Annotated in this window: 24 protein-coding genes and 3 tRNA genes; 24 read left to right on the top strand and 3 right to left on the bottom strand. The window is 62.4% G+C overall.

Going from position 1 to position 22,162, the window contains the following annotated elements; translation table 11 throughout:
* Positions 1 to 407 precede the first annotated feature (407 nt).
* The 10 genes from NTU39_RS11395 (at position 408) to NTU39_RS11350 (ending at position 4,850) form a co-directional block, all read left to right on the top strand.
* Positions 408 to 875, top strand: a complete 468-nt coding sequence (locus NTU39_RS11395; RefSeq protein ID WP_150577750.1) for a rhodanese-like domain-containing protein — start codon at positions 408 to 410, stop codon at positions 873 to 875.
* A gap of 141 nt (positions 876 to 1,016) precedes the next feature.
* The gene (locus tag NTU39_RS11390; protein ID WP_039398964.1) at positions 1,017 to 1,634 is read left to right on the top strand and encodes a LysE family translocator; all 618 of its coding nucleotides are present in this window, start codon (positions 1,017 to 1,019) and stop codon (positions 1,632 to 1,634) included.
* Between the two features lie 285 nt (positions 1,635 to 1,919).
* Positions 1,920 to 2,264, top strand: a complete 345-nt coding sequence (locus NTU39_RS11385; protein ID WP_257959840.1) for a DUF4148 domain-containing protein — start codon at positions 1,920 to 1,922, stop codon at positions 2,262 to 2,264.
* A 397-nt stretch (positions 2,265 to 2,661) separates the two neighbouring features.
* Entirely contained in the window at positions 2,662 to 2,901 is a 240-nt protein-coding gene (locus NTU39_RS11380) for a hypothetical protein (RefSeq protein ID WP_039398969.1), read from the top strand.
* Positions 2,902 to 3,117: 216 nt separating this feature from the next.
* Positions 3,118 to 3,303: a hypothetical protein gene (locus NTU39_RS11375; protein ID WP_150666825.1), complete on the top strand. Its 186-nt coding sequence runs from the start codon at positions 3,118 to 3,120 to the stop codon at positions 3,301 to 3,303.
* A gap of 72 nt (positions 3,304 to 3,375) precedes the next feature.
* Positions 3,376 to 3,451: transfer RNA gene (locus tag NTU39_RS11370), tRNA-Lys, on the top strand.
* 58 nt (positions 3,452 to 3,509) lie between these two features.
* Positions 3,510 to 3,585: transfer RNA gene (locus tag NTU39_RS11365), tRNA-Lys, on the top strand.
* Between the two features lie 54 nt (positions 3,586 to 3,639).
* A tRNA-Lys gene (locus NTU39_RS11360) sits at positions 3,640 to 3,715 on the top strand.
* A 227-nt stretch (positions 3,716 to 3,942) separates the two neighbouring features.
* Positions 3,943 to 4,530 (top strand): 2OG-Fe(II) oxygenase, encoded by a 588-nt coding sequence (locus NTU39_RS11355; protein ID WP_150664973.1) that lies wholly within the window; start codon positions 3,943 to 3,945, stop codon positions 4,528 to 4,530.
* A gap of 131 nt (positions 4,531 to 4,661) precedes the next feature.
* Positions 4,662 to 4,850, top strand: coding sequence for a glycine zipper 2TM domain-containing protein (locus NTU39_RS11350; protein ID WP_044455446.1), 189 nt, complete (start codon positions 4,662 to 4,664; stop codon positions 4,848 to 4,850).
* Positions 4,851 to 4,920: 70 nt separating this feature from the next.
* Here the strand turns inward: NTU39_RS11350 and NTU39_RS11345 are convergent, their stop codons facing one another.
* Positions 4,921 to 5,319 carry a hypothetical protein gene (locus tag NTU39_RS11345; RefSeq protein ID WP_150664972.1) on the bottom strand — a complete coding sequence of 133 codons (399 nt, stop codon included), beginning with the start codon at positions 5,317 to 5,319 and terminating at the stop codon, positions 4,921 to 4,923.
* A 410-nt stretch (positions 5,320 to 5,729) separates the two neighbouring features.
* On the opposite strand from NTU39_RS11345, the gene NTU39_RS11340 reads away from it, so the two are divergent.
* The 5 genes from NTU39_RS11340 (at position 5,730) to pdxY (ending at position 12,485) form a co-directional block, all read left to right on the top strand.
* A complete protein-coding gene (locus NTU39_RS11340) occupies positions 5,730 to 5,999 on the top strand; it encodes a MoaD/ThiS family protein (protein WP_150664971.1) in 270 nt (89 codons plus the stop codon).
* A 14-nt stretch (positions 6,000 to 6,013) separates the two neighbouring features.
* Positions 6,014 to 7,159 carry a VPS10 domain-containing protein gene (locus tag NTU39_RS11335; RefSeq protein ID WP_373275375.1) on the top strand — a complete coding sequence of 382 codons (1,146 nt, stop codon included), beginning with the start codon at positions 6,014 to 6,016 and terminating at the stop codon, positions 7,157 to 7,159.
* Between the two features lie 405 nt (positions 7,160 to 7,564).
* The gene (locus tag NTU39_RS11330) at positions 7,565 to 9,211 is read left to right on the top strand and encodes a methyl-accepting chemotaxis protein (protein ID WP_257959839.1); all 1,647 of its coding nucleotides are present in this window, start codon (positions 7,565 to 7,567) and stop codon (positions 9,209 to 9,211) included.
* A gap of 261 nt (positions 9,212 to 9,472) precedes the next feature.
* Positions 9,473 to 11,569 carry an elongation factor G gene (gene fusA / locus NTU39_RS11325; RefSeq protein WP_257959838.1) on the top strand — a complete coding sequence of 699 codons (2,097 nt, stop codon included), beginning with the start codon at positions 9,473 to 9,475 and terminating at the stop codon, positions 11,567 to 11,569.
* Positions 11,570 to 11,627: 58 nt separating this feature from the next.
* A complete protein-coding gene (gene pdxY / locus NTU39_RS11320) occupies positions 11,628 to 12,485 on the top strand; it encodes a pyridoxal kinase PdxY (RefSeq protein ID WP_257960072.1) in 858 nt (285 codons plus the stop codon).
* A gap of 28 nt (positions 12,486 to 12,513) precedes the next feature.
* Here pdxY and fghA read toward each other — a convergent pair whose 3' ends face one another.
* Complete coding sequence (gene fghA, locus NTU39_RS11315) at positions 12,514 to 13,368, bottom strand: S-formylglutathione hydrolase (protein WP_257959837.1); 855 nt, start codon at positions 13,366 to 13,368, stop codon at positions 12,514 to 12,516.
* 200 nt (positions 13,369 to 13,568) lie between these two features.
* Between fghA and NTU39_RS11310 the strand changes: the two genes are divergently transcribed.
* The 8 genes from NTU39_RS11310 (at position 13,569) to NTU39_RS11275 (ending at position 19,798) form a co-directional block, all read left to right on the top strand.
* Positions 13,569 to 14,450 carry a winged helix-turn-helix domain-containing protein gene (locus NTU39_RS11310; RefSeq protein ID WP_257959836.1) on the top strand — a complete coding sequence of 294 codons (882 nt, stop codon included), beginning with the start codon at positions 13,569 to 13,571 and terminating at the stop codon, positions 14,448 to 14,450.
* 94 nt (positions 14,451 to 14,544) lie between these two features.
* Positions 14,545 to 16,134 (top strand): glycoside hydrolase family 18 protein, encoded by a 1,590-nt coding sequence (locus NTU39_RS11305; protein WP_150664966.1) that lies wholly within the window; start codon positions 14,545 to 14,547, stop codon positions 16,132 to 16,134.
* Positions 16,135 to 16,136: 2 nt separating this feature from the next.
* Positions 16,137 to 16,337 carry a hypothetical protein gene (locus NTU39_RS11300; RefSeq protein WP_150664965.1) on the top strand — a complete coding sequence of 67 codons (201 nt, stop codon included), beginning with the start codon at positions 16,137 to 16,139 and terminating at the stop codon, positions 16,335 to 16,337.
* Between the two features lie 412 nt (positions 16,338 to 16,749).
* A complete protein-coding gene (locus tag NTU39_RS11295) occupies positions 16,750 to 16,956 on the top strand; it encodes a hypothetical protein (protein WP_150664964.1) in 207 nt (68 codons plus the stop codon).
* A 93-nt stretch (positions 16,957 to 17,049) separates the two neighbouring features.
* Complete coding sequence (locus NTU39_RS11290) at positions 17,050 to 17,238, top strand: hypothetical protein (RefSeq protein WP_150664963.1); 189 nt, start codon at positions 17,050 to 17,052, stop codon at positions 17,236 to 17,238.
* A 393-nt stretch (positions 17,239 to 17,631) separates the two neighbouring features.
* A complete protein-coding gene (locus NTU39_RS11285; RefSeq protein WP_039398995.1) occupies positions 17,632 to 17,925 on the top strand; it encodes a hypothetical protein in 294 nt (97 codons plus the stop codon).
* A gap of 129 nt (positions 17,926 to 18,054) precedes the next feature.
* Positions 18,055 to 18,831: a GntR family transcriptional regulator gene (locus NTU39_RS11280; RefSeq protein ID WP_257959835.1), complete on the top strand. Its 777-nt coding sequence runs from the start codon at positions 18,055 to 18,057 to the stop codon at positions 18,829 to 18,831.
* A gap of 19 nt (positions 18,832 to 18,850) precedes the next feature.
* Positions 18,851 to 19,798, top strand: a complete 948-nt coding sequence (locus NTU39_RS11275; protein ID WP_039398997.1) for an AEC family transporter — start codon at positions 18,851 to 18,853, stop codon at positions 19,796 to 19,798.
* A gap of 50 nt (positions 19,799 to 19,848) precedes the next feature.
* Here the strand turns inward: NTU39_RS11275 and NTU39_RS11270 are convergent, their stop codons facing one another.
* Positions 19,849 to 20,931 carry a GGDEF domain-containing protein gene (locus NTU39_RS11270; RefSeq protein WP_246184614.1) on the bottom strand — a complete coding sequence of 361 codons (1,083 nt, stop codon included), beginning with the start codon at positions 20,929 to 20,931 and terminating at the stop codon, positions 19,849 to 19,851.
* Positions 20,932 to 21,842: 911 nt separating this feature from the next.
* Here NTU39_RS11270 and NTU39_RS11265 point away from each other — a divergent pair.
* Positions 21,843 to 22,046 carry a cold-shock protein gene (locus NTU39_RS11265; protein WP_150664962.1) on the top strand — a complete coding sequence of 68 codons (204 nt, stop codon included), beginning with the start codon at positions 21,843 to 21,845 and terminating at the stop codon, positions 22,044 to 22,046.
* Positions 22,047 to 22,162 lie beyond the last annotated feature (116 nt).

Below are 22,162 nucleotides of genomic sequence, written 5' to 3'. Positions count from 1 at the left end.
TAACGAACTCCGTGTTCGGATTCGCCAGTGATAAGCAGGAAGCGTGCCAGCGTATCGCTTCACTGTCGTGCCTCACCCTCGCCCACTGATTTCTAAGGAAATATTCGATGCTGGTGCGTCCAGCGCCGAATTCCCGCTCGCGGGCTTCAATTCTCCATTTCGGTGCGTGTCGCACCAAAATATCACTAAATTGGTGCATTTTCCGATTATGCACCTTTTCGGTGCCAACATGCCGCGTCACTGACCCGAAGTTGTGCGCCATATTGCACCGTCGTCGGGCGCGGTGGATTCGGTCCACAAAATATCCAGACGACTCCCAATGCTGCTCGATGTCACTTAAAGCGCATCTTTGCATGTGCTGCACGCTAGAATGAAGGACAACCATCGACTAACGAGATCACAGCAATATGACAAGCGCAAAAGCCATTCTCGACCAAGCAACGCAGCGTCGCGCCACGGGTCAGCTCGCCTACGCAGGCGCAGTCACGCCGGAAGAAGCGCTGGCATTGCTCAACGCTGACGCCAACGTTCGTCTGATCGACGTGCGCACGCGCGCTGAACTCGATTGGGTCGGCCGCCCGCAGGTGCCGGACGGGCAGTACGCCAACGTCGAATGGGTGCGCTATCCCGGTGGCGTGCCCAACGAACACTTCCTCGAACAACTGACGTCGCAGACGACGGACAAGACGACGCCGTTGCTGTTCCTGTGCCGCAGCGCCGCACGCTCGAAGGCCGCCGCGAAAGTCGCATACGAAGCCGGCTTCACGCAATCGTTCGACATCCTCGAAGGCTTCGAAGGCGACAAGGACGGCAACGGTCACCGCAAGAATGTAAGCGGCTGGTGCTTCCGCGGCCTGCCCTGGCTCGGCGCATGACATCCGCGACACCGGATTGCCGGTCACGGCCGCAGGGCTGCGATGGCGATGGCGATGGCGACAGATGACAGGACGACAACGACTGCGCACCGACGACGTATCGACACACACCGAACCACATCAACGCGAGGAGACGCCGAGATGGACTGGACTCACTTGCTGACTTTCGCGCTCGCCCTGTTCGTGGGCGCGGGCACACCGGGCCCCGGCATTGCGGCCATCGTCGCGCGCGTCCTCGGTCGCGGCACGCAAGGCGCGATTGCCTTTACCGCAGGCGTCGCGATTGGCGATGTCGTCTGGCTCACGCTCGCCGTGCTCGGCGTGGCGGCACTGGCGCATACGTTCTCCGGCGTGTTCCTCGCGATCAAGTACGCCGGTGCGGCTTACCTTCTGTATCTCGCCTGGAAGATGTGGCACGCTCCGGCCATCGCGCCGACGGAGCCATTGGCCGCCGCACCGCGCGAGAAGTCCTGGCGTCTGTTTCTGGGCGGTCTGTCGGTCACCATGGGCAACCCGAAGGTCGTTGTGTTCTATTTCGCACTGCTGCCCAACTTGCTCGATCTGCAACGCGTGACGGCACTCGGTTACATCGAAGTCGTCGGCGTCACACTGACGGTGCTCGCCATTGTGTTCGGAAGCTACATCGCGCTGGCGTCCCGCGCACGGCGACTGCTCAGCTCGGCACGTGCCGTGAAACGTCTGAATCGCGCGACGGGCACGGTAATGGCCGGTGCGGCCGTTGCCATCGCGACACGCTGAACGCAGCCGAAACATCTCCGCATCGTCGCCACATGAGAAACGCCACCTTCGGGTGGCGTTTTCATTAATGCCGTTCCAACAACCATCTCTCATCGGGCGAGAACGCACATCGGATTGTTGCGGTTCGCGTAATGATTCATTCGCTTAATTGCCGTTTTTCCTTGATAGCCGGAGGCTTAGACTGGCTTCACCGGTCGCGCACAACGCATACCGCGTCCTACCAAAAGACGCTCGGTACCGATGCATTGCGCGCCCCCGCAACACAGAAGAACAGGAATTAACGTCATGAATCGCATCCTCAATCGCAAGCTCATTGCATCGGCACTGATCTCGGCCACGATGGCCACTGCAACAGGTTCCGTTTTCGCACAATCGCATCTGTCGAGCGACGCTTACCCCGACGGCTCGCCGTTCGGTTGGGTGCCCCAAACGTCTCAGCTCACCCGCGCACAGGTGCGTGAGGAACTGATCGACGCGCGCGCCAAGGGCCTGATTCCGCAGAACGACTACGACTACCCGGCGTTCAACACGATGAACAACGCCAACGTGCCGGGCAAGACGCGCGCACAGGTGTACGACGAACTCGTGCGTGCACGCCAGAACGGCGAGATGAAGTACTCGAATCCGTAAGCGACGAACCGGCCCTCGTCAGTCACGCCTCCCTCGGGCGGCGTGACTGACGCACGCAGGCCGGACGGCATCTTCAGCCTGCGTTGCGTCACCTTATTGCATCACCTGATTAGGTCTTAGTCCCGCCGACAGGCGCGCGCCCCCGCCCAACGACGTTTTGCCGGGCTATCCGTGGTGCGTCGGTCCAGTGCTTCCCCTCTGGCCCGGCAGTCACACACGGCTTCCCACGGGCGCATCTCCTGTCGCCATGCGTTCCCCGTAATCGCATGGGACTTTCGCCCGCGCTCCCGCCCTGGAGCGTGGGCTTTTTTAATGGACGCGTTGGTGGACGGCAGTGGACTGCGCAGGCTGCGTGCTACCATGCAGCCGTTTCAATTTGCATAGACAGGATCATCCGGTGAGTGACATCCAACTAGATATCGAGTGGACCGAGCGCGCAGCGAAGAAGGCCGAACGACTCGTTCCCAAGGACACCCCGCTCGGGTTGCCGCCGCTCGAATGCCTGCCGCAGGAAGGTGACGTGATGTTCCTCGGCAAGGGCGACAAGAAGCAACCGTTCGTTGTGGTGGAACGTCAGTACCACCACGAAGGCGAAGACGCCTGGACGATCATCCTGATCCTGGATCTTCCGGAATAACGACGACGTCCCCTGAGGGGCATGCATGACGTTCGAAGCATCGGCAGCCGAAACGCCTGCCGCTGATTTGGACGGATCGCAGACCTGTCCGGAAAGCTCGGCGCGGCCACTGGGGAAACCCCGGTTGTCGCGCCGCTTTGCTTGAGGGAAGCCGTTTTCTATACTTGAGACGCGACTTACCTCGTGCATCGCCTGGTGGCGACAGGGAGATCCAATATGATCGCGCCCCACCTTTCCAATGCCCAACTGGTCTGCATGTTTGCGATCGCGGTATTCGGCGCGATCGTTGTCGGCGCAATGCCGTGCAAAGGGACCATTCGAATGTGCTGGCGATCGCTGCTCGTGGTCGTGGGCGCGGTGCTCGCGGTACTGGCGTTCGAGATGGTTCCGCTTCTCGCCTGAGACCTTTTTTGCGGATTTTCACCATTAAGGGTTGACCCCATGCGGAAGAGCCGATATTATCTCGGTCTCGTTGGGGCGTTAGCTCAGTTGGTAGAGCAGCGGACTCTTAATCCGTAGGTCGAGTGTTCGAGTCACTCACGCCCCACCAAACGAATTTTTAAGAAAGGCTGCGATGCCGTGCAGCCTTTTTTATTCCCGGTAGCATCGGGGCGTTAGCTCAGTTGGTAGAGCAGCGGACTCTTAATCCGTAGGTCGAGTGTTCGAGTCACTCACGCCCCACCAAAGCATTACAGGAAGGCTGCGACGCTTGCAGCCTTTTTTGTTCCCGGTAGTACCGGGGCGTTAGCTCAGTTGGTAGAGCAGCGGACTCTTAATCCGTAGGTCGAGTGTTCGAGTCACTCACGCCCCACCAAGTCTTGATGTAACGAAAAGGGTCTGCGCTTGCAGGCCCTTTTTCGTTTCCACGCGAAACTTCGCCGGGCTTGAACCAGCTCTTGGGAAGGGTCCATCGGATTCCCCCTAACATCCTCCCGAAAAATGCGTGCGCGTGCGTCGTTGCGCCGGGCGTCCTCATACACTGCGTGGCACGCCTGAGCCCCGTACCGTAGGGTCGCCACCGCACGCTCTCGAGGACCTGGGATGACACCCTCTCCACTCCCCCCCGCGCTCTACCGGGTATGGCCATCGCACCTGCCCGACGAATTCTGTGACCTTTTGTACGACACCGGGCGAACGATCACCCTATCGGACGCCGCTGTCGTATCCGCTACCGCCGGCGTCGTGCACAACGAGAAGGCCAGAAAATCGAAAGTCGGATTCTTCGACAATGCACACTGGATTTCCCGGCTCTGCCTTCATTACGGATGTCTCGCCAACCGTGAACTCTGGCAGTACGACATCGCCGAAATGCAGGGCACACAATTCAGCACTTACGAAGCGGGCGACTTCTTCAACTGGCATCGCGACAGCGCGCCGGACGCCCATCCAATACCCGACCATCCGACGCCATTGCGAAGAGTTGTGACGGTGATCATCATGCTTTCTGATGGGGGAAGTTACGAAGGGGGCGACTTCATGCTCCGGGATGCGAGCCACGCCGAGCTAAAGGATCCAGCGTTTCGGGAAAAAGGGAGCGTCGTGGTTTTTCCTGGCTATGTTCTGCATCAAGTCACTCGCATGGTGTCTGGCCATCGGGCGTCGATCGTCGGTTGGCTTATGGGTCCGTAGCCCGAATCCCATGTCGTCCAATTCCTACAGCCAATTCAGTCGCTGCCGATAGTGCCCAAAACACCCGCGCACTAAGCTGAGGTCATGCTGCCGCGCAATGCGCGCCCGGCAATTGCTACAGGAGACGCATCATGAAAATGGCCAAGTCGATTCTCGTTGTCATCACCGCGCTTGCGATGGGTTCGTCCATCATCGGGTGCACGCTGGGTGGCGCAGCGGCAGGCGGCGTCATCGGTCACGAAGCCACCGGCGGCAGCACCGCCGGGACCATCGGCGGTGCCGTCGTCGGCGGCGTGATCGGCCACGAACTCGGCAAGTAATCCGAAGTAACCGGCCGAATCAATCCGCCACCCCATCCGCCCCGGCCCGAGCACCGGATCGGCTACACCGTCATCGCCCCACGATGTATAGCGGGCCGTTGGCGGCGTAGCCGTACATGATCAGCACGTCGCCCACCAGCGTATCTCCCGCCGCCCTCGCCTGCGCCACGCTTTCGTAGCGCTTCGCGTGCGCCGTACAGGGCGCATAGTGACGCACGCCGCCTTTGAGCAGACCCCGCGAATCGCGCGGTTCACGCGTGTCACGCGCGTCGTCGTCGCGACCAATGAAGGCCGCCTGTCGCACGCTCCAGACGAAATGCCCCTCGCACTTCGCCAGCTCGGGCGGACGCCGTACCGTCGGATCTTCCTTGGCCGACGGCTCACCCTCCTTGTGCAAGCGCCATTGACGCTTGGCCGCGTTATCAGACCAACGTCCTATCCCGATGTCCTTGCCTTTCGCTCTCGCCATTGTGTCCTCCTGGTTTCGGTTACGGCACCGCGCTCGCGGGCACTCCGATAATGGTGAAACATAACGGGGTGAATGGGGTTGGGGAGTGTCCGATATGCGAGGCCGCACCCTAGGATCACGCTTCACACGCCCCCGAAACTCGTCAGCCGTCATGCAAAGGACACCAAATCGCGCCCCGCACGTAGCGCTCGTCCGCAACATGCGTTATTTCCCGGCATACATAGCGCGGCGCACACGCAACACTCGCGCGACGAATCCGGGAGGCTCCCGCCGCAGATGATCCTCATTGTCTACACTGAAAGTCTCACTGCCGACGATGGACGGCCTTGCACGCAAGCCTTTCGAACGCTCTGCGGCAGCAGGACAACGCACAAGCGAGCCACGACTCACACAACACCCACAAGCTCAACATGGCGACCGTCACTTTTGCGCCTGCAATACAGCGTCATGTGCCCGTCGACGAGCAACACGTCGACGGCGCGAGCGTGCAAGAAGCGCTGGCGCAATGCGTGGCGCAAACCCCCGCCCTGCGCGGCTATTTGTTCAACGATCAGGGACGTTTGCGCCCGCACGTCGCCGTCTTTGTGGACGGTCGGCTCATACGCGATCGTCGCACCCTGGGCGATACACTGACCGGCGCGAGCAGCGTCTACGTCGCGCAGGCGCTTTCGGGCGGATGAGGAGGAGACACAACATGGAACACGTCATTGGCGCGACCCTCCTGGTCGCCACTCGCAAGGGATTGTTCACATGGCAGCGTGAAGGCACCGAATGGCGATTGACGTCGAGCACACCGGACTTTCCCGGCGAGCCGGTCAGCATGGTATTGCACGACGCCCGCGACGGCACCGACTACGCGGCGCTCAACCTTGGCCACTTCGGCGTGAAGCTGTGGAGCCGCGCGCGTGACGCGAGCACATGGACGGAACTTGCACCGCCCGCGTTTGCGCAAGCGTCCGATACTGCCGACACGTCCGACACGGAAGCCCCGCCGTCAGAGTCCGCCACATCAACGGCGCAAGCGCCTTCGGTCGAGCTTCTCTGGTCCCTCGAAGCGGCAGGCCCCGACGCGCCCGGCGTGCTGTGGGCGGGCACCATTCCCGGCGGCCTGTTTCGCTCCGGCGATCACGGGCAAAGCTGGCAACTGATCGGGAGTTTGTGGGATCGACCGGAACGTGCCGAATGGATGGGCGGCGGCTACGATCACGCGGGTATCCATTCGATCTGCATCGATCCGCACGACAGCCGACAGGTCATGGTTGCAGTGTCGACCGGCGGCGTCTGGCGCACGCGCGATGATGGCAAGACATGGGCGCTCGCCGCGTCGGGCATGGAGGCCGACTACATGCCGCCCGAGCGACGACTCGATCCGAACGCGCAGGACGTTCACCGTCTCGTGCAGTGTCGCGACGCCCCTAACGCGTTATGGGCCCAGCATCACAACGGCATCTTCCGCACCCTCGACTACGGAGCGACGTGGCGACGCATTCAGGCCGCACCGTCGAGTTTCGGCTTCGCGGTGGTGGTCGATCCGCATGACCCCGATGTCGCGTGGTTTGCCCCGGCGCAGCGCGACGCGTGTCGCATCCCCGTCGACGCGCGTCTCGTCGTCACGCGCACGCGCGATGGCGGCGAGTCGTTCACCGCGCTCTCGCACGGTTTGCCCGAGACGCCCTCCTACGATCTCATCTACCGGCACGGACTCGACATCGACGCCACCGGCCGCACCCTCGCGATGGGGTCGACCACCGGCGCGCTATGGATCAGCGACAACGCGGGCGAGCAATGGCAATCGCTGTCGGCGCACTTGCCGCCGATCTATGCCGTACGTTTTGTCTGATTGCTCTAATACGCACACAGGTGCGCCGAAGCGCGCGAATTAGGCGGCCACATCGCATCAAACCGCCTGAATCGCTGGGCTCGACAACGTCGCGTGCGTCGCGCGCCGCGCGTCCCGATTTATTGCTCAACTCGTCGTTTACCCCCTCGCGCTAAAAGTGGCCTTCAGTTCGCATATTTCCGGTCGTATACGAAATCAGACGGACTGGCTTCATCGAATCCCCCCGTCACGCGTCGCCGGACATGTCACACGTGTCGCTTCCGGCGCGTGAGCTGCGTCGCGTCGCGCCTGATCCGGGTACCGATGCTTATACGCAGCAGACCGGCGACCACTCCTCGAAAACGCCGACAGTTACACGTCACCCGTGTTGTCCTGGCATCCAATCACTACAAGGAGTCACTCCCTATGCGAATCGCCGACCTCAAGATCCGAACCCGACTGGCCATTGGCTTCGGCACCCTGCTGTTGCTGCTGCTGACCATGCTGGTCATTGCGCTGGTGCGCTTCATCGCCATCGAACGCTCCAACGAAGAGTTGCTCACCCGCGCGTGGGCGAAAGCCGACGCAGCACACAGTATCGACGCCATGGTGCGCGGCAACGCCCGGCGCATGCTCGAAGTCGCCACCGCGCAGGATCCTGCGCAACGCAAAGCCTTCAACGAACGCATCGACGCCAATCTCGGGCGCATTGCTGCGGCGCAGGAAGTGCTCGACAAATATGTGACGTCCGGACGCGGCAAGGAGTTGATCGCGAGTCTGCGTAAGCACAACGATGCATTCCAGACGTCGCGCAACAAGATCATCGCAGACCTGAATGCCGACCAGCGCGCAGACGCCATCGGCCTCGTGGAACGCGAAGCGCTGCCCGCGCTCGACACCATGCAGGCCGAAGCCGCCGATCTCGTCAAGTTGCAACAGAAGATCGTGGACGACACAGGTGCCGCCACGGCCGCCGACATCGCCTTCGCCAAATGGCTGCTGGTTGCGCTCGGCGCGGTCGCCGCAGTCGTCGGCATCGGCGCAGCGTACTCGGTCACGCGCAGCATCACGCGTCCGATCGCACGCGCCGTCGAAGTGGCCGAGCGCGTCGCGCAAGGCGATTTGACGAGCCGCATCGAAGTCACCAGCCGCGACGAAACCGGTCAACTGATGGCAGCCCTCAAACACATGAACGAAAGCCTCGATCAGATCGTGCGACGTGTGCGCAGCGGCACCGCCGCCATCGCCTCGGCCTCGGGCGAACTGCTCGCCGGCAACACCGACCTTTCGTCGCGAACGGAGGAGCAAGCCGCGTCGCTCGAAGAAACGGCGTCGTCCATGGAGCAGTTGACGGCCACCGTCAAACAGAATGCCGACAATGCGCGTCAGGCGAGCCAACTCGCCGCGAATGCCTCGGAGATCGCCGGTGAAGGTGGCCGCGTGGTCGAACGCGCCGTCAGCTCGATGCAGGAAATCGCGGCCAGTTCGACAAAGATCAACGACATCATCGGCGTAATCGACGGCATCGCTTTCCAGACCAACATCCTCGCGCTGAATGCGGCCGTCGAAGCAGCGCGCGCCGGTGAACAGGGACGCGGTTTCGCCGTCGTCGCCGGTGAAGTCCGCACGCTCGCCCAGCGCAGCGCTGCGGCGGCCAAGGAGATCAAGTCGCTCATCGAGACGTCCGTGGGCAAGGTCGAGGACGGCTCGTCGCAAGTGCGCGATGCAGGCCGCACGATGACGGAAATCGTGCAAGCGGTGCAGCGCGTGACGGATATCATGGGCGAAATCTCGGCCGCATCGAGCGAACAATCGGGCGGTATCGAGCAGGTCAACACGGCCGTGATGCAGATGGATCAGGTCACGCAGCAAAATGCCGCACTGGTCGAAGAAGCGACGGCGGCCGCTGGCTCGCTCGAAGATCAGGCGCGCAATCTGCGCGAGGCCGTGGCGGTCTTCCGTCTGCCGGGTGGCGACACGGCAAACGCCGGTTACGACGACGATGCTGGCATCGCGTCCAATAGCCCGCGCGGTGCCGTGCTGGCATTCTCGCGTGAACGCCAGGTCGCCTGATGTCGCGTTCTGTGTGACACGTCTTGCCGTATTAGTGGTCACCTAGACGTCAACCGGGCGATCACTACCAAAGCCCCGGCCCTCCCGCCGGGGCTTAGCTTTTTTGTGTTCGCACACAATGCGACGCATGGCCGCGCCCTCGCCGCAAAGCCCCGTCTACGCTGGACTTGCGGACGATGTGACCGTCAGCGAGGTATCGGGACATTGGAGTATGATGGCTGCTCCCGTTCCTTTTCCTCACCGTCTGAAAAGAGGTGTACTGTGGCCCGAAAGACCCCCATCGAGCGCTACCGAAATATCGGCATCAGCGCTCACATCGACGCTGGCAAGACAACGACGACCGAGCGGATCCTGTTCTACACGGGCGTCAATCACAAGCTGGGCGAAGTCCACGAAGGCGCTGCCACGATGGACTGGATGGAGCAGGAACAAGAGCGCGGCATCACGATCACGTCCGCCGCGACGACCTGCTTCTGGCGCGGCATGGCCGGCAACTTCCCCGAACACCGCATCAACATCATCGACACGCCGGGACACGTCGACTTCACCATTGAAGTCGAGCGCTCGATGCGTGTGCTCGATGGCGCCTGTATGGTCTACGACTCGGTCGGCGGCGTGCAGCCGCAGTCGGAAACCGTCTGGCGTCAGGCCAACAAGTACAAGGTGCCGCGCATCGCGTTCGTCAACAAGATGGACCGCGTGGGCGCCGACTTCTTCCGCGTGCACAAGCAGATTCACGAACGTCTGCGCGGCAATGCCGTGCCGCTTCAGATTCCCATCGGCGCCGAAGACCATTTCCAGGGCGTCGTCGATCTCGTGAAGATGAAAGGCATCGTCTGGGACGAAGAATCCAAGGGTGTGAAGTTCGAGTACATCGATATTCCCGACAACCTCAAGGACCTCGCGCAAGAGTGGCACGAGAAGATGGTCGAGGCTGCCGCCGAAGCCGATGAGACGTTGCTCGAAAAGTATCTGGGCGGCGAAACACTGACCGAGGACGAGATCAAAGCCGGGCTGCGCAAGCGCACGGTCGCCGGTGAGATCGTGCCCATGCTGTGCGGCACGGCCTTCAAGAACAAGGGCGTGCAAGCCATGCTCGACGCCGTGATCGAGTACTTGCCCTCGCCCGTCGACGTGCCCGCCATCGCCGGTCACGACGAGGACGACAAAGAGATCGAGCGTCATCCGTCGGACGACGAGCCGTTCTCGGCACTCGCCTTCAAGATCATGACGGACCCGTTCGTCGGTCAGTTGATCTTCTTCCGCGTGTATTCCGGCGTGATCGAGTCGGGCAGCACCGTGCTTAACGCGGTGAAGGGCAAAAAGGAGCGTCTGGGCCGCATCTTGCAGATGCATGCGAACACGCGCCAGGAACTCAAGGAAGTGCGCGCGGGCGACATCGCCGCCGCCGTGGGCCTGAAAGAAGCGACAACCGGCGATACGCTGTGCGATCCGAACCACTTCATCATTCTGGAAAAGATGGAGTTTCCGGAGCCGGTGATCTCGCAAGCGGTCGAGCCGAAGACTAAGGCCGATCAGGAAAAGATGGGCCTCGCGCTCAACCGTCTGGCGCAGGAAGATCCGTCGTTCCGCGTGCAGACCGACGAAGAATCGGGCCAGACGATCATCTCCGGCATGGGCGAGCTGCACCTGGAAATTCTGGTCGACCGCATGCGCCGCGAGTTCGGTGTGGAGGCGACCGTCGGTAAGCCGCAGGTCGCGTATCGCGAAACCGTCCGCAAGAAAGTCGAGGACGTGCAGGGCAAGTTCGTCAAGCAGTCGGGCGGACGCGGCCAGTACGGCGACGTGGTCATCACGCTCGAACCGGACAAGGAAAAGCCGTACGAATTCGTCGACGCCATCAAGGGCGGCGTGGTGCCGCGCGAGTACATCCCGGCGGTGGATAAGGGCATTCGCGATACGCTCAACAACGGTGTCGTCGCGGGCTATCCGGTCGTGAATGTGAAGGTCACGCTGACGTTCGGTTCGTACCACGACGTCGACTCGAACGAAAACGCGTTCCGCATGGCCGGTTCGATGGCCTTCAAGGAAGCCATGCGCCGCGCCGAGCCGGTGCTGCTCGAACCGATGATGGCGGTGGAAGTCGAGACCCCCGAGGAATTCATGGGCAACGTGATGGGCGACCTCTCCGGGCGTCGCGGCATCATGCAGGGCATGGACGACATCGTGGGCGGCGGTAAGATCGTGCGCGCGGAAGTGCCGCTCTCCGAGATGTTCGGCTACTCGACGTCGCTGCGCTCGCTCACGCAGGGTCGCGCCACGTACACCATGGAGTTCAAGCACTACGCCGAAGCCCCGAAGAACGTGGCCGAGGCCGTCATGACGTCGAAGAAGTAATCGACTAACGGCAAGGGCGATGGCCTCGCGCCATGCCCTTGCCGCCCTCCCCGTCTACATGAAAAACGTCCTCAGTATCCAGTCCCACGTCGTGTTCGGCCACGCAGGCAACAGCGCCGCCGAGTTTCCGATGCGACGTCTCGGCGTGAACGTCTGGCCGATCAACACCGTTCAATTCTCGAACCACACGCAGTACGGCAAATGGACGGGACAGGCATTGCCGAGCGACGAGATCCTGCGACTCGTCGACGGCATCGCGGACATCGGCGAGCTGGGCAACTGCGACGCCGTGCTCTCCGGCTACCTCGGTGCGCCGGAACAGGCGGGCTTCGTACGCGCGGCCGTGCAACGCGTCAAGCAGGCCAATCCGGCCGCGATTTATCTCTGCGACCCGGTGATGGGCCATCCGGAGAAAGGCTGTCAGGTCAAGCCGGGCATCGAACAATATCTGGTCGAGCACATGCCCGAGATGGCGGACATCATGACGCCCAACCATCTCGAACTCGAAAAGCTCTCGCAACATCCGATCGATTCGTTTGACGACGCCGTCGCGGCCTGCCGCGCCCTGCTCGCGCGCGGACCGAAGATGGTGCTCGTCAAGCACCTGGATTACACCGACAAGCCTGCGGATCGCTTCGACATGCTGGTGGTCACGCGCGACGAAGCGTGGCACGGTTCGCGTCCGCTCTACCCTTTCTCGCGTCACCCGGTCGGGGTCGGTGATCTGACGTCCGGCGTATTTCTGGCCCGCTTGCTCAAGGGCGATACGGTGCGGGCGGCGTTCGAACATACGCTCGCGGCCGTCGATGCGGTGCTCTGCGTCACGCACCTCGCGGGACGCTACGAACTGGAGATCGTGCGCGCGCAGGACGAGATCGTCACGCCGCCGCGCCATTACGAAGCGCGGGCGGTGTGACGTCGCAATAAGAAAGGAAAAAGGCGGATCAGTACGCGCGAAGATGCTCGGCGTGATGCGACAGATGATCTGCCATGAACGTCTGAATGAAGTAGTAACCGTGATCGTAGCCGTTGTGACGGCGCAGATTCAACGGCTGCCCCGCCTTCTGGCAGGCGCGCTCGAAGATGTCCGGATGCAACTGCGCTTCGAGGAACTGGTCGTTCAAACCCTGATCGATCAGAATGCCGCCCGGAAACACCACTGTTCCCGCCTTCGCGATCAGTTCGCTGGCATCGTACTGACGCCACGTCTCGCGGTCCGTCCCCAGATAGCCAGTGAACGCTTTTTCGCCCCACGGGCAATGCATCGGCGCGGCGATCGGTGCGAAAGCCGACACTGAACGGAATTTGTCCGGGTTGCGTAGCGCCAGCGTCAGCGCGCCATGACCGCCCATCGAGTGACCGAAGATGCCGATACGTTCGGCATCGATGGGGAGCGACTGCGTGACGAGGCCGTACAGTTCGTCGACGATGTAGCTGTACATGCGGTAGTGCTTCGACCACGGGTCTTGCGTAGCGTCGAGATAGAAGCCTGCGCCGACGCCGAAATCCCACGAGTCGGTCTCGCCAGGCAACCCCGCGCCTCGCGGGCTGGTGTCAGGGGTGATGAGGGCCACCCCGTGTTCTGCGGCCAGCCACTGCGCCCCGCCCTTGATCATGAACGTTTCTTCCGTACACGTGAGGCCCGCGAGATAGAACAGCGCGGGCACGGCGCGTCCGTCACGCGCCTGCGGCGGCACAAACACCGAAAAACGCATCGGCAGACCGATCACGGACGAAGTGTGGCGATAGAAGCGCTGCACGCCACCAAAGCAGCGGTGTTCGGAAATGAGTTCGAGCATGGCGAAATCCAGGAAATATGGCCGCTATCTTACCTCGCGATGTGACGCGTGACATTGGCTAGGCACTCGACGAACACATCTCGCCGATCAATGGACTTAACGACGGTGGCTATGTCGCGCTTGTCGTCGCTTGTTGTCTTGCGACAGGTGAACCCGCGTCGCTACGGTGGGCCTCCCGTATTCGATACCAGGAGCGCCCCATGCCGATGTCACCGTTCGATCTGGACGACGTCACCAATCTCGTACAACGCGACGGCATCGCCGCTCGCCTGTCGGAGCAGGAAAAGCGTTTGTTGGTCCTGCTCGCCGCCCGTGCAGGCACCGCGCTCGACAAGCACGCGCTGATGTCGGCCCTGTGGGGCAAGCGCGCGCAGTGGATGGAAGACGCCGCGCTCGTGCAACTCGTCTCCCGTCTGCGACGCTCACTGGCCCCGCTCGGCCTGCAACGCGCCATCGTGACGGTGGCGCGCGTCGGCTATCGCTTCGACGCTCCGTCGTCAGTCGCCGTGACCATTTCGGATACGAATTCGGCGGATGACGTAGCGCGCGAGACCTCGCCGGTGTCCGCAGACAGCAGTCATGACGGTGTGACCGTGGTCGATGCCACAACCTCCGCATCGTGCGCACCGCCGCTCTCACACGGTGTCGCGTGCGACGGGCACGGCGAGGTACGGCGACACGGTGTGATCGTCCGGATTCCGCAAATCGAGTACCGCCTGCTGTGTGCATTGCGCTCGCCCGCCAACGTCGCGCATGACAAACGTACGCTGATCGCGACGCTGTGGCCAACGCGTCCCGATCAGGACGACACCAATCTGATGCAGGTGGTCTCGCGCCTTCGCCGCAAGCTGATTCCACTCGGGTTGCATCGCCATATCGTGACGGTGCCGCGCATTGGCTATCGCTTCGAGCCTTGCATCGAGGCTGACACTGCGCCCATGTCCGAGGCACCGGGTACGTCATCAACGTCATCGCCCCCCTCGTCGACAGGCAGGCCCGACCGCCTTCGGGACTGGCTGCCGACGACGCTCCCGCGCGCCCTTCGCACGCTGACACGTCATTTGCGCTGGCGAAGCCGCTGAGCGAACGCGACGCTGGTCACGCCGATGTCGCCGCGAGTTTCCTGCTTCATCGCCCGGCAACGGCACCTGTCCATTCACTCTCAGGAGCCACATCATGACTGCACCGCGCAATTCGTCTTCCACTTCCGCTGCGTCCGCCACCGTCGCCACCGGCACCACCGACGCCGCCAGCGAACTCGTCTATCCCACAGATCCGCTCGACGGCGCAACGGAAACCACCTACGCCCAGAACGGATTCGATCCGGCGACGAGCACGACGCAGCTGTCGTACACGTCGGCGCGTGTCGCCAAGCGCGTCTACAACCGTTATGCGAAAGGCGCGCTCGAAGTCTCCGGCTATTACACCGACTGGTCGCAATACGATGGACGTCTCGACGGCGACTTCAGCAATGACGCGGCCGGACGCGGCGTCGATCTGATGTTGCTCGATCCGTTTGCTTACGACAGGCTGATCATCGGTTTCGCGGGCATCGTGGGCGATCAGGGCGAGAAGGCGCAAACCATCGCCCGTGCGGCCACCGACTTCGTGCGCAAGCCAGATCAGGCCACCTTCGTCGACAGTTGGGGGGACGTGCTCTCCTATCGCAATTGCGGCTTTCCCGGCTGGGTGAGCAACGACGTGATGCCGATGTTCCAGCAGTCGCGGGCACAGGGCGTACTCGGCGGTTTGCGCCTGCTGCACGCGAAGAACCCGGCACTGAAACTCGCCATCGCCATCGGCGGCTGGACGATGAGTCAAGCGTTTCACGGGCTGGCGGGTAGCAGCGCGCGACGCAAGACGTTCTGCGCGAGCGTCGTCGATCTGCTGCGCCGCTTCCCGATGTTTACCGAGATCAACATCGACTGGGAGTATCCCGGCTCGCCGGGTGACGACGGCAACGTCTACGACGACTCGGACGGACCGAATTACGCAGCGCTCGTGAGCGATCTGAAGAAGGCGCTCGTGGCTGCCGGACGCCGCGATGTCGAAATCTCGATTGCGGCGTCGGCCAACGTGGCCGACATGCAGAAGGCCAACCTGCCGGGTCTGATCGCTGCGGGTGTGTCACGTCTGAATCTGATGACGTACGACTTCTTCGGCACGCCGTGGGCACCCACGCTCGCCCATCACACGAATCTTCACGACACGGACCCGGCCGCGCCCGACGGCTTCTCGATCGATCGCGCCGTCAACTGGCTGCGTCAGGCAGGCGTGCCGCTCGCCAAGGTGCACATCGGTTATGCGGCGTACTCGCGCAACGCGCTTCAGGCGCAGATTGCACAGGTCGCGGCCCTTTCCGGCACTTACTCTCCCGGCGACGACATCACCACCGGCACGTTCGAATCAGGGACGACGGAGTATTACGACGTGCTGCGCAATTACCTCGATCTGGAGCACGGTGCAGCGCGCAACGGCTTCGTTCTGTACACCGATACGGTGGCCGACGCCGACTTCCTGTACCAGCCGTCGACGGGCATGTTCATGTCGCTCGACACGCCACGCACCGTGCGTGCCAAGGGCGACTACGTCAGGCGCAACGGGCTTGGCGGCCTATTCACCTGGACGATCGACCAGGACAACGGCGTGCTGGCGAATGCAGCGCGTGAGGGGCTTGGGCAGAAGGCGACGGCCTCGCATATCGACATGACGCCGTTCTACTTCAGCGGGAAGACGTCGCTGGACGATTCGTCGACGGGAGACTGACCATGCGCTTTCTCTTGTCCCGGCTGCTGGAACCGTCGACGTGGGCGGGCCTCACGGGCCTTGCGGTCTCGCTCGGCACCTCGCCCGACGTCATGCATGAGCTGGCGCAGGCGGGGGCGGCACTGGCGTCGCTCGCGGCCATGGCGTTACCGGAGAATGCGGTGCGAGGCCGCCTGAACGACGGCATTTCCCGACAGCCGTAAGCCTTACCATCCCCGTGCATGACGGGTCTGGCACGGGACGGGGGCGCATCGGTATGCCGCCGAGGCGCCTTCGGCCCGTGTCGACAAAAAAATGTCACGATTTCTAAACTTTTCGCCGCGCGTGTCGCTATACGTTTCAAGGCGTGCTGCGCCGCTGCACGCCCTGAGTTTGGGAAGTCCGGGAAAGTTGTCACATTGGCAGACTATGATGCCGTCGATGCGAGACGTCCCGAGGCCCCCGCCCCATCAGGCAGTTGCGGCACCGAAGTCCCTCAGCAGTGCACGACAGAAGCGTCGCGGCATCATCAATGGCACGGCTCCCCTTTGAGGCGAGCCGGTCGGGACGATGGCAACGGCGTACTACGACAAACAAAAGACAGACCAGATTCACCAGAGATTGACCGGGGGCCATATGAAACTGATCCTGCTGGCGCTTGCCGCCTCGTTGTTTACGCTCGTCATGATGGTACAGGCGCGCAGCGAAGCCAACGAGGTTGCCGCCTCTTCTTCGCGTTCGCAGCCTGCGGGCATCAACATCGGCGAACGCATGCGCACCCGTAAGGACATGGCGATGTGGAACGCACGCCGCAAGATGCACGCCGTTCGTCAGGAAGACTGAATAAGCGCAGCAACATGCTGCGTCGCACCAAATTTGGGCATCCTCGAAGACCGTCCTATAGTGGAAAGGCACATAGGAGAGGAGATAAGAAAGATGCCCGCAATCCACTTCAATCTCTACGACCTGACCTTGTTCCTGCCGATGGCAGTGGCCGGTGCGCTGCTCGTTGGCGGCATCCCCGTCGCTACGCGCTCGACACGCTACGGTCTGCGTGCCGCCGGTGCGGTGGTTGGGGCGCTCGTTGCGTTCCTTGTGGTGGAGGCGTTACCTGTGCTCGTGTAGTCGGCACACGCTTCAGTCACCATCGAATTCCCCCTTCGCAGGCCATCCGTGGTTTGCGATGTGAAACGCGCGTGCTGTCGACGCTCGCGTGCGCTCGGGTGATCGCACACGTCCAGCGGTCATGGCACTGTCATCGCCACGAATTAATCTGAATAACGGCAACTTCGGTTGCGCTGTCACCCTCTCTGTTGCGCCGCCGATCCGCTCGGCGGCTTTTTTTATGGGAATGTCTTAACGAACCGACGGTCTGTTTCCTCAGTGTTTCCACCGTCATCGTTTTGCCCCGACACGCGCCGCCCCATCGCCTACAATCACCGGAAGTGCAACGCCATGCGCGTGCCTCCGACGTGCGACGCCGGGGTATCGCGCCACGCAGACAGAGGAGGTTTCCGAATGTCCGACGCGTTCTCCCGCGCCTTCGCCGTTGTCGTCAATCAGTACCGTTCGCCGCGTCAGTACACTGTCTCGGTCGAGCGGGCGAGTGAGATGATCGCCAAGAACATCGGCCTGTTTTCAGATGGCTTCGCTGCCGAACCGCATCTGATCGTGGGCCTGTTCGAGACCGAAGCCGAAGCCTGGGCACTGGCCCGGCGTCTCCAGCGTACCCGTATCACCATGCAGACGCTGCTTCAGACGCCCGCGCGCGCCACGTCCGTCTCGCCGCCGGAGCTTGATCCGAGCGAGTGATTCCGCCCCGCTCTCCTCCAACGCCCGCCCCAAACCGACGTCCACGGAAATAAACCGTGTCGACATCCGTCATCGAGCGTAGAATTCGGAATTCCAGATATCACGGATACCGGCCAAGGTCGGAATGCCATGCCACACCCCGCTTCAGCGCCTGCCTTGTCCGCCACGGATACCCTCGACGCCCCGACGACCGACGCGATGCCTTCGCCGATGGCCCCGCTTGCTCCGCTCGCCAGCACGCCGGTGCTCATCGATCAGGTGTACTCGCGGCTGCGCGACGCCATCGCCGACCTCACGCTCCCGCCCGGCGAGCGCATCCGGCAGGCCGAACTGGCCGACTCTCTGGGCGTATCGCGTCAACCTGTGAGCCACGCATTGCAGTTGCTCAAGCGCGACGGACTGGTGTGCGACAGCGGACGTCAGGGGCTCGAAGTGGCTCCGATCGATGCGGACCATCTGCGTCAGCTCTATCAGGTGCGCACGGCACTGGACAGTCTCGCCGCTCGACTAGCCGCTATGCGCCGCGCCGAAGGAACACTGCCGGACGATGTCCTGCGCCGCCTGGAAGACGCCGTCGCCGCTGGCATGACGATGACGAAAGGGACGCCGGTGGTACGACAGGTCCGTATCGAAGTCGCCTTCCACACAGCGTTGCACGACGCCTCGGGCAATCCGCTGATTGCACAGACGGTGGCGCCGCAGTGGCCGCACATCATGCGCGCGATGGCCGCCACGCTCGGCGCGATGCCGATGCAGGAAGTCGTCTGGCATGAGCATGGGGAAATCGTGGCGCGCATCGCGGCCGGTGACGCCATCGGTGCCGAAACCGCCGCCCGCGAACACACGGAAGCCGACGGCGGCAATGCGCGTCGCGAATGGTTGATCCGTCTCGCGCAATCGAACTGATGAACTGACGAAGCAACCCATGCAAGCTGTTATCTCTGCCGCCCTGCCCGTCTTCGGGCTGATCTTTCTGGGGTATCTCTGCGCCCGCCGGGCCTGGCTCGGCGATGCTGCGCTCGATGCGCTCAATCGCTTCGTCGTCTATCTTGCGTTGCCCGCCGTCCTGTTTCAGTCGATGGCGCAGATCACGTGGGCCGAACTCGTCAATCCCGGCTTCCTGGGCGCGTTCGGTGGCGGGATGGCCGCGACGTTCGCGCTGTCCTTCCTGCTCGACCGGACGGTGCGCGGACGTCTGACGGACGCGAGCATCGAGGGCATGGGCGCGGCGTACCCGAACGCAGGCTTCATGGGGCTACCGCTGTGCCTCGTAGCGTTCGGTCCGGCGAGCGTGCCCGCTGTCGTCGTCGCCATGCTGCTTACGGCGACGGTGCTCTTCGCGATCTCCATCGGCATCATCGAAACGGATCTGCAAGCGACACCGAACTGGCGTCGCACGGCGGGTTTCGTTGCGCGTGCGCTCATTCGCAATCCGCTGGTCGTCTCGCCGTTCGCCGGTATGGCGTTCGCGGCGTTCGGCATCACACTGCCCGCCCCCGTCCTTCACTTCACGACGTTGCTCGGCGGTGCGGCCAGCCCGTGCGCGCTGGTGGCCATCGGTATGTTCCTCGCACAAAGCTCGGGCGCGGCGAAAGAGCCTCGGATCGCGCGTGCCGTGGGACGTCTCGTCGGTCTCAAGCTGATTTTTCAGCCCGCCATTACCGCGTTTCTGGCGTTTCGCGTGTTCGATCTGCCGACGATCTGGGCGCACAGCGCGTTGCTGCTGTCGGCACTGCCCATCGGCACCGGGCCGTTCATGCTGGCGCAGTTGTACGGACGCGAGGCGGCCGTAGCTTCGCGCGCCATTCTGATTTCGACGGTGCTGTCGGTGGTGACGGTGTCGTTGCTGATCGGCTGGTTCAGCGTTCGATAACACGCCCGGCCTGAAACGCCCCGCATCGGGTCGGTGCAGGCTTCGGTCGGCTAACGCAGGTTCGCCGTCGGGGCGACGACCACGCGGTCGCGTCCCGAGCGCTTCGCGGCGTAGAGCGCGGCGTCGGCTGCGCCCAACAGGCGCAGAGGCAGCGATTCCGGATCGGCGATGTCACGCGGATCGACGCTGGCCAAGCCAATGGAAATGGTGAGCGGCACGAGAATCCCGTCGTCGTCGGGTACCTCCAGTCGCGCCACCGCACGACGCACCCGCTCAGCGACCGTCCCCGCCCAGTTCTGCTCGGTCTGCACCAGGAGTGCGGCGAACTCTTCCCCGCCGTATCGCGCGAGGGTATCCGTCACGCGCAATTGCGCACGCATGCAGACACTTGCGGCACGCAATGCGCGATCGCCGGTCGCATGACCGTGACTGTCGTTGACACGCTTGAAATGGTCGATGTCGATGAGCAGGCATGCGAGCGGCGCACCATAGCGTGCGCCCCGAATCACTTCTTCTCGCAGACGCTGATCGAAGTAGCGACGGTTCGACAAGCCCGTGAGCGGGTCCGTCAGACCGATACGCTTTAAGCGCTCGCGGTTCCACATGTTCTCGAGACACACGGCGACGACTGCGCCGAACCGTTCTAGGAAGTCGGTGGCCATGTCGGGGGCGAAGCGGCGTGCGTCGCGACTGCCCAGTGCGATCACACCGATGTAACGTCCATTACGCGCGAGCGGCATTACGACGGCGCTCGCCGGGGCACGCGCACCGAACAGTGCCGCGTGACGCTCGCGTGGCGCGCCGATCCAGAGCTGGCCGTTACCGCAGACGGCGGAAAACGTCCCGGTGTCCTGCGCGATGCACAGACCGCCGTCGAGGGCGCGGATGCCCTCGGCCGTGTCGATCAGATCGCGAAGGGTATCGTCGACCTCAGCGAGCATCAGACGCACACCCGACAGGTCGAAGTCGTGGCGCAGACGATTGAGCACCACTTCCAGGAATTGACCGAAGTCCGGCGCGCCCATGAGCGCCAGCTCGATGTCCTGAAAACGTTTTAGCGAGCGCTCGTTGCGCTGGACGGTCGCCAGCAGCGATTGCAAAGAGTCGAGCGTCGGTGCCTGATTGGTTGCCACGTAAGGTCTCGAAAGACACGCGGCACTGCGCGGCCGCCTAGCGTGTTTGCCCCACGATGATGGCCTCGCAAATGCGCGTGTTGCAACGCCGTCTTGAGGCGACCATGAGGCCGTTAACGGCAGGCATTTACCAAAACTGAGGGTAATGAGAATCTATTTTGATGTCTCGAAAGCGAGCACTGGCGCGCGGTTTCTGTCTGACTAGGGAAAATACCTACTTTCTATGACGACCGTGTCGCGACGCACAAAACCCTCATTCGACCTACATGGGATTTCCGGGCGGTCGGCCGACCGCGTTGCGTTCGAGACCTCTCTGATCGTCACTTATCGGTCCGCTGCGCTGGGACATAGCACGGTGACGACCCGGTGAGACATGGCGATGTCACTCCCGCGTTGTGCCTACGCCACATGTGTCCTATCGGACGGGATATTCGTCGAATGCTTAAGACGTTCAGTGAAACGAAGGCAGACATCAACGGCTTCTCACTTCACCATCCCGGCTTCCCGGTGAGCGGGAACCGGTCACCCGCCGACAATGCAAAACCCGTTGACGCGCAACCCGATGATTCAGAATCCGGATTACCGCAAAGCGAGGTGACTGAGCGTGGATCTCGGAACGATAGGAAAGGACGGCGAACAGGATGACGTCCGGCCGTCCGGCATGACCGATTGCATGTCGCAACGCAGCGAAAATCGGCTGGAAACTGGCGTGGATCAACAATTCCACAGTTTCCCTGCTTGACACCTTCCCACCTTTCCCGTAAAAAAACGGGTGCATGAACGTTGTATGGCGAGTCTTGTGTCATCTAATGTCGCCCTCTGCGTCAACTCGGTTGTACCTGATCAGCTTTAATGTCATGCGCTCGCTGAGCATCTCGCTCGCTCATTTGAAAACTTTAAGGATTTAAGAAATGGCAACTGGTACCGTCAAGTGGTTCAACGACGCCAAGGGTTTTGGTTTTATTACGCCGGACGAAGGCGGTGAAGATCTCTTCGCCCACTTCTCGGAAATCCAATCGAAGGGTTTCAAGTCGCTGCAAGAAAACCAGAAGGTCAGCTTCGAAGTGAAGATGGGACCGAAGGGCCGTCAAGCCAGCAACATCCAGGCCATCTAAGGTCTGCGATTCGCTGAGCGGTCGCTAACGCGATCGACGCGCCTCGGGCAGTACGCTAAACCCTAGCGACTGCCCGAACTGAAAACCCCGCCAAGGCGGGGTTTTTTCGTTATGGG

The sequence above is a fragment of the Pandoraea commovens genome (assembly GCF_024704525.1).
Taxonomy (GTDB): domain Bacteria; phylum Pseudomonadota; class Gammaproteobacteria; order Burkholderiales; family Burkholderiaceae; genus Pandoraea; species Pandoraea commovens.
The sequence above is the reverse complement of the archived record's forward strand: the minus strand, read 5'-3'. Positions and strand labels throughout refer to the sequence as shown.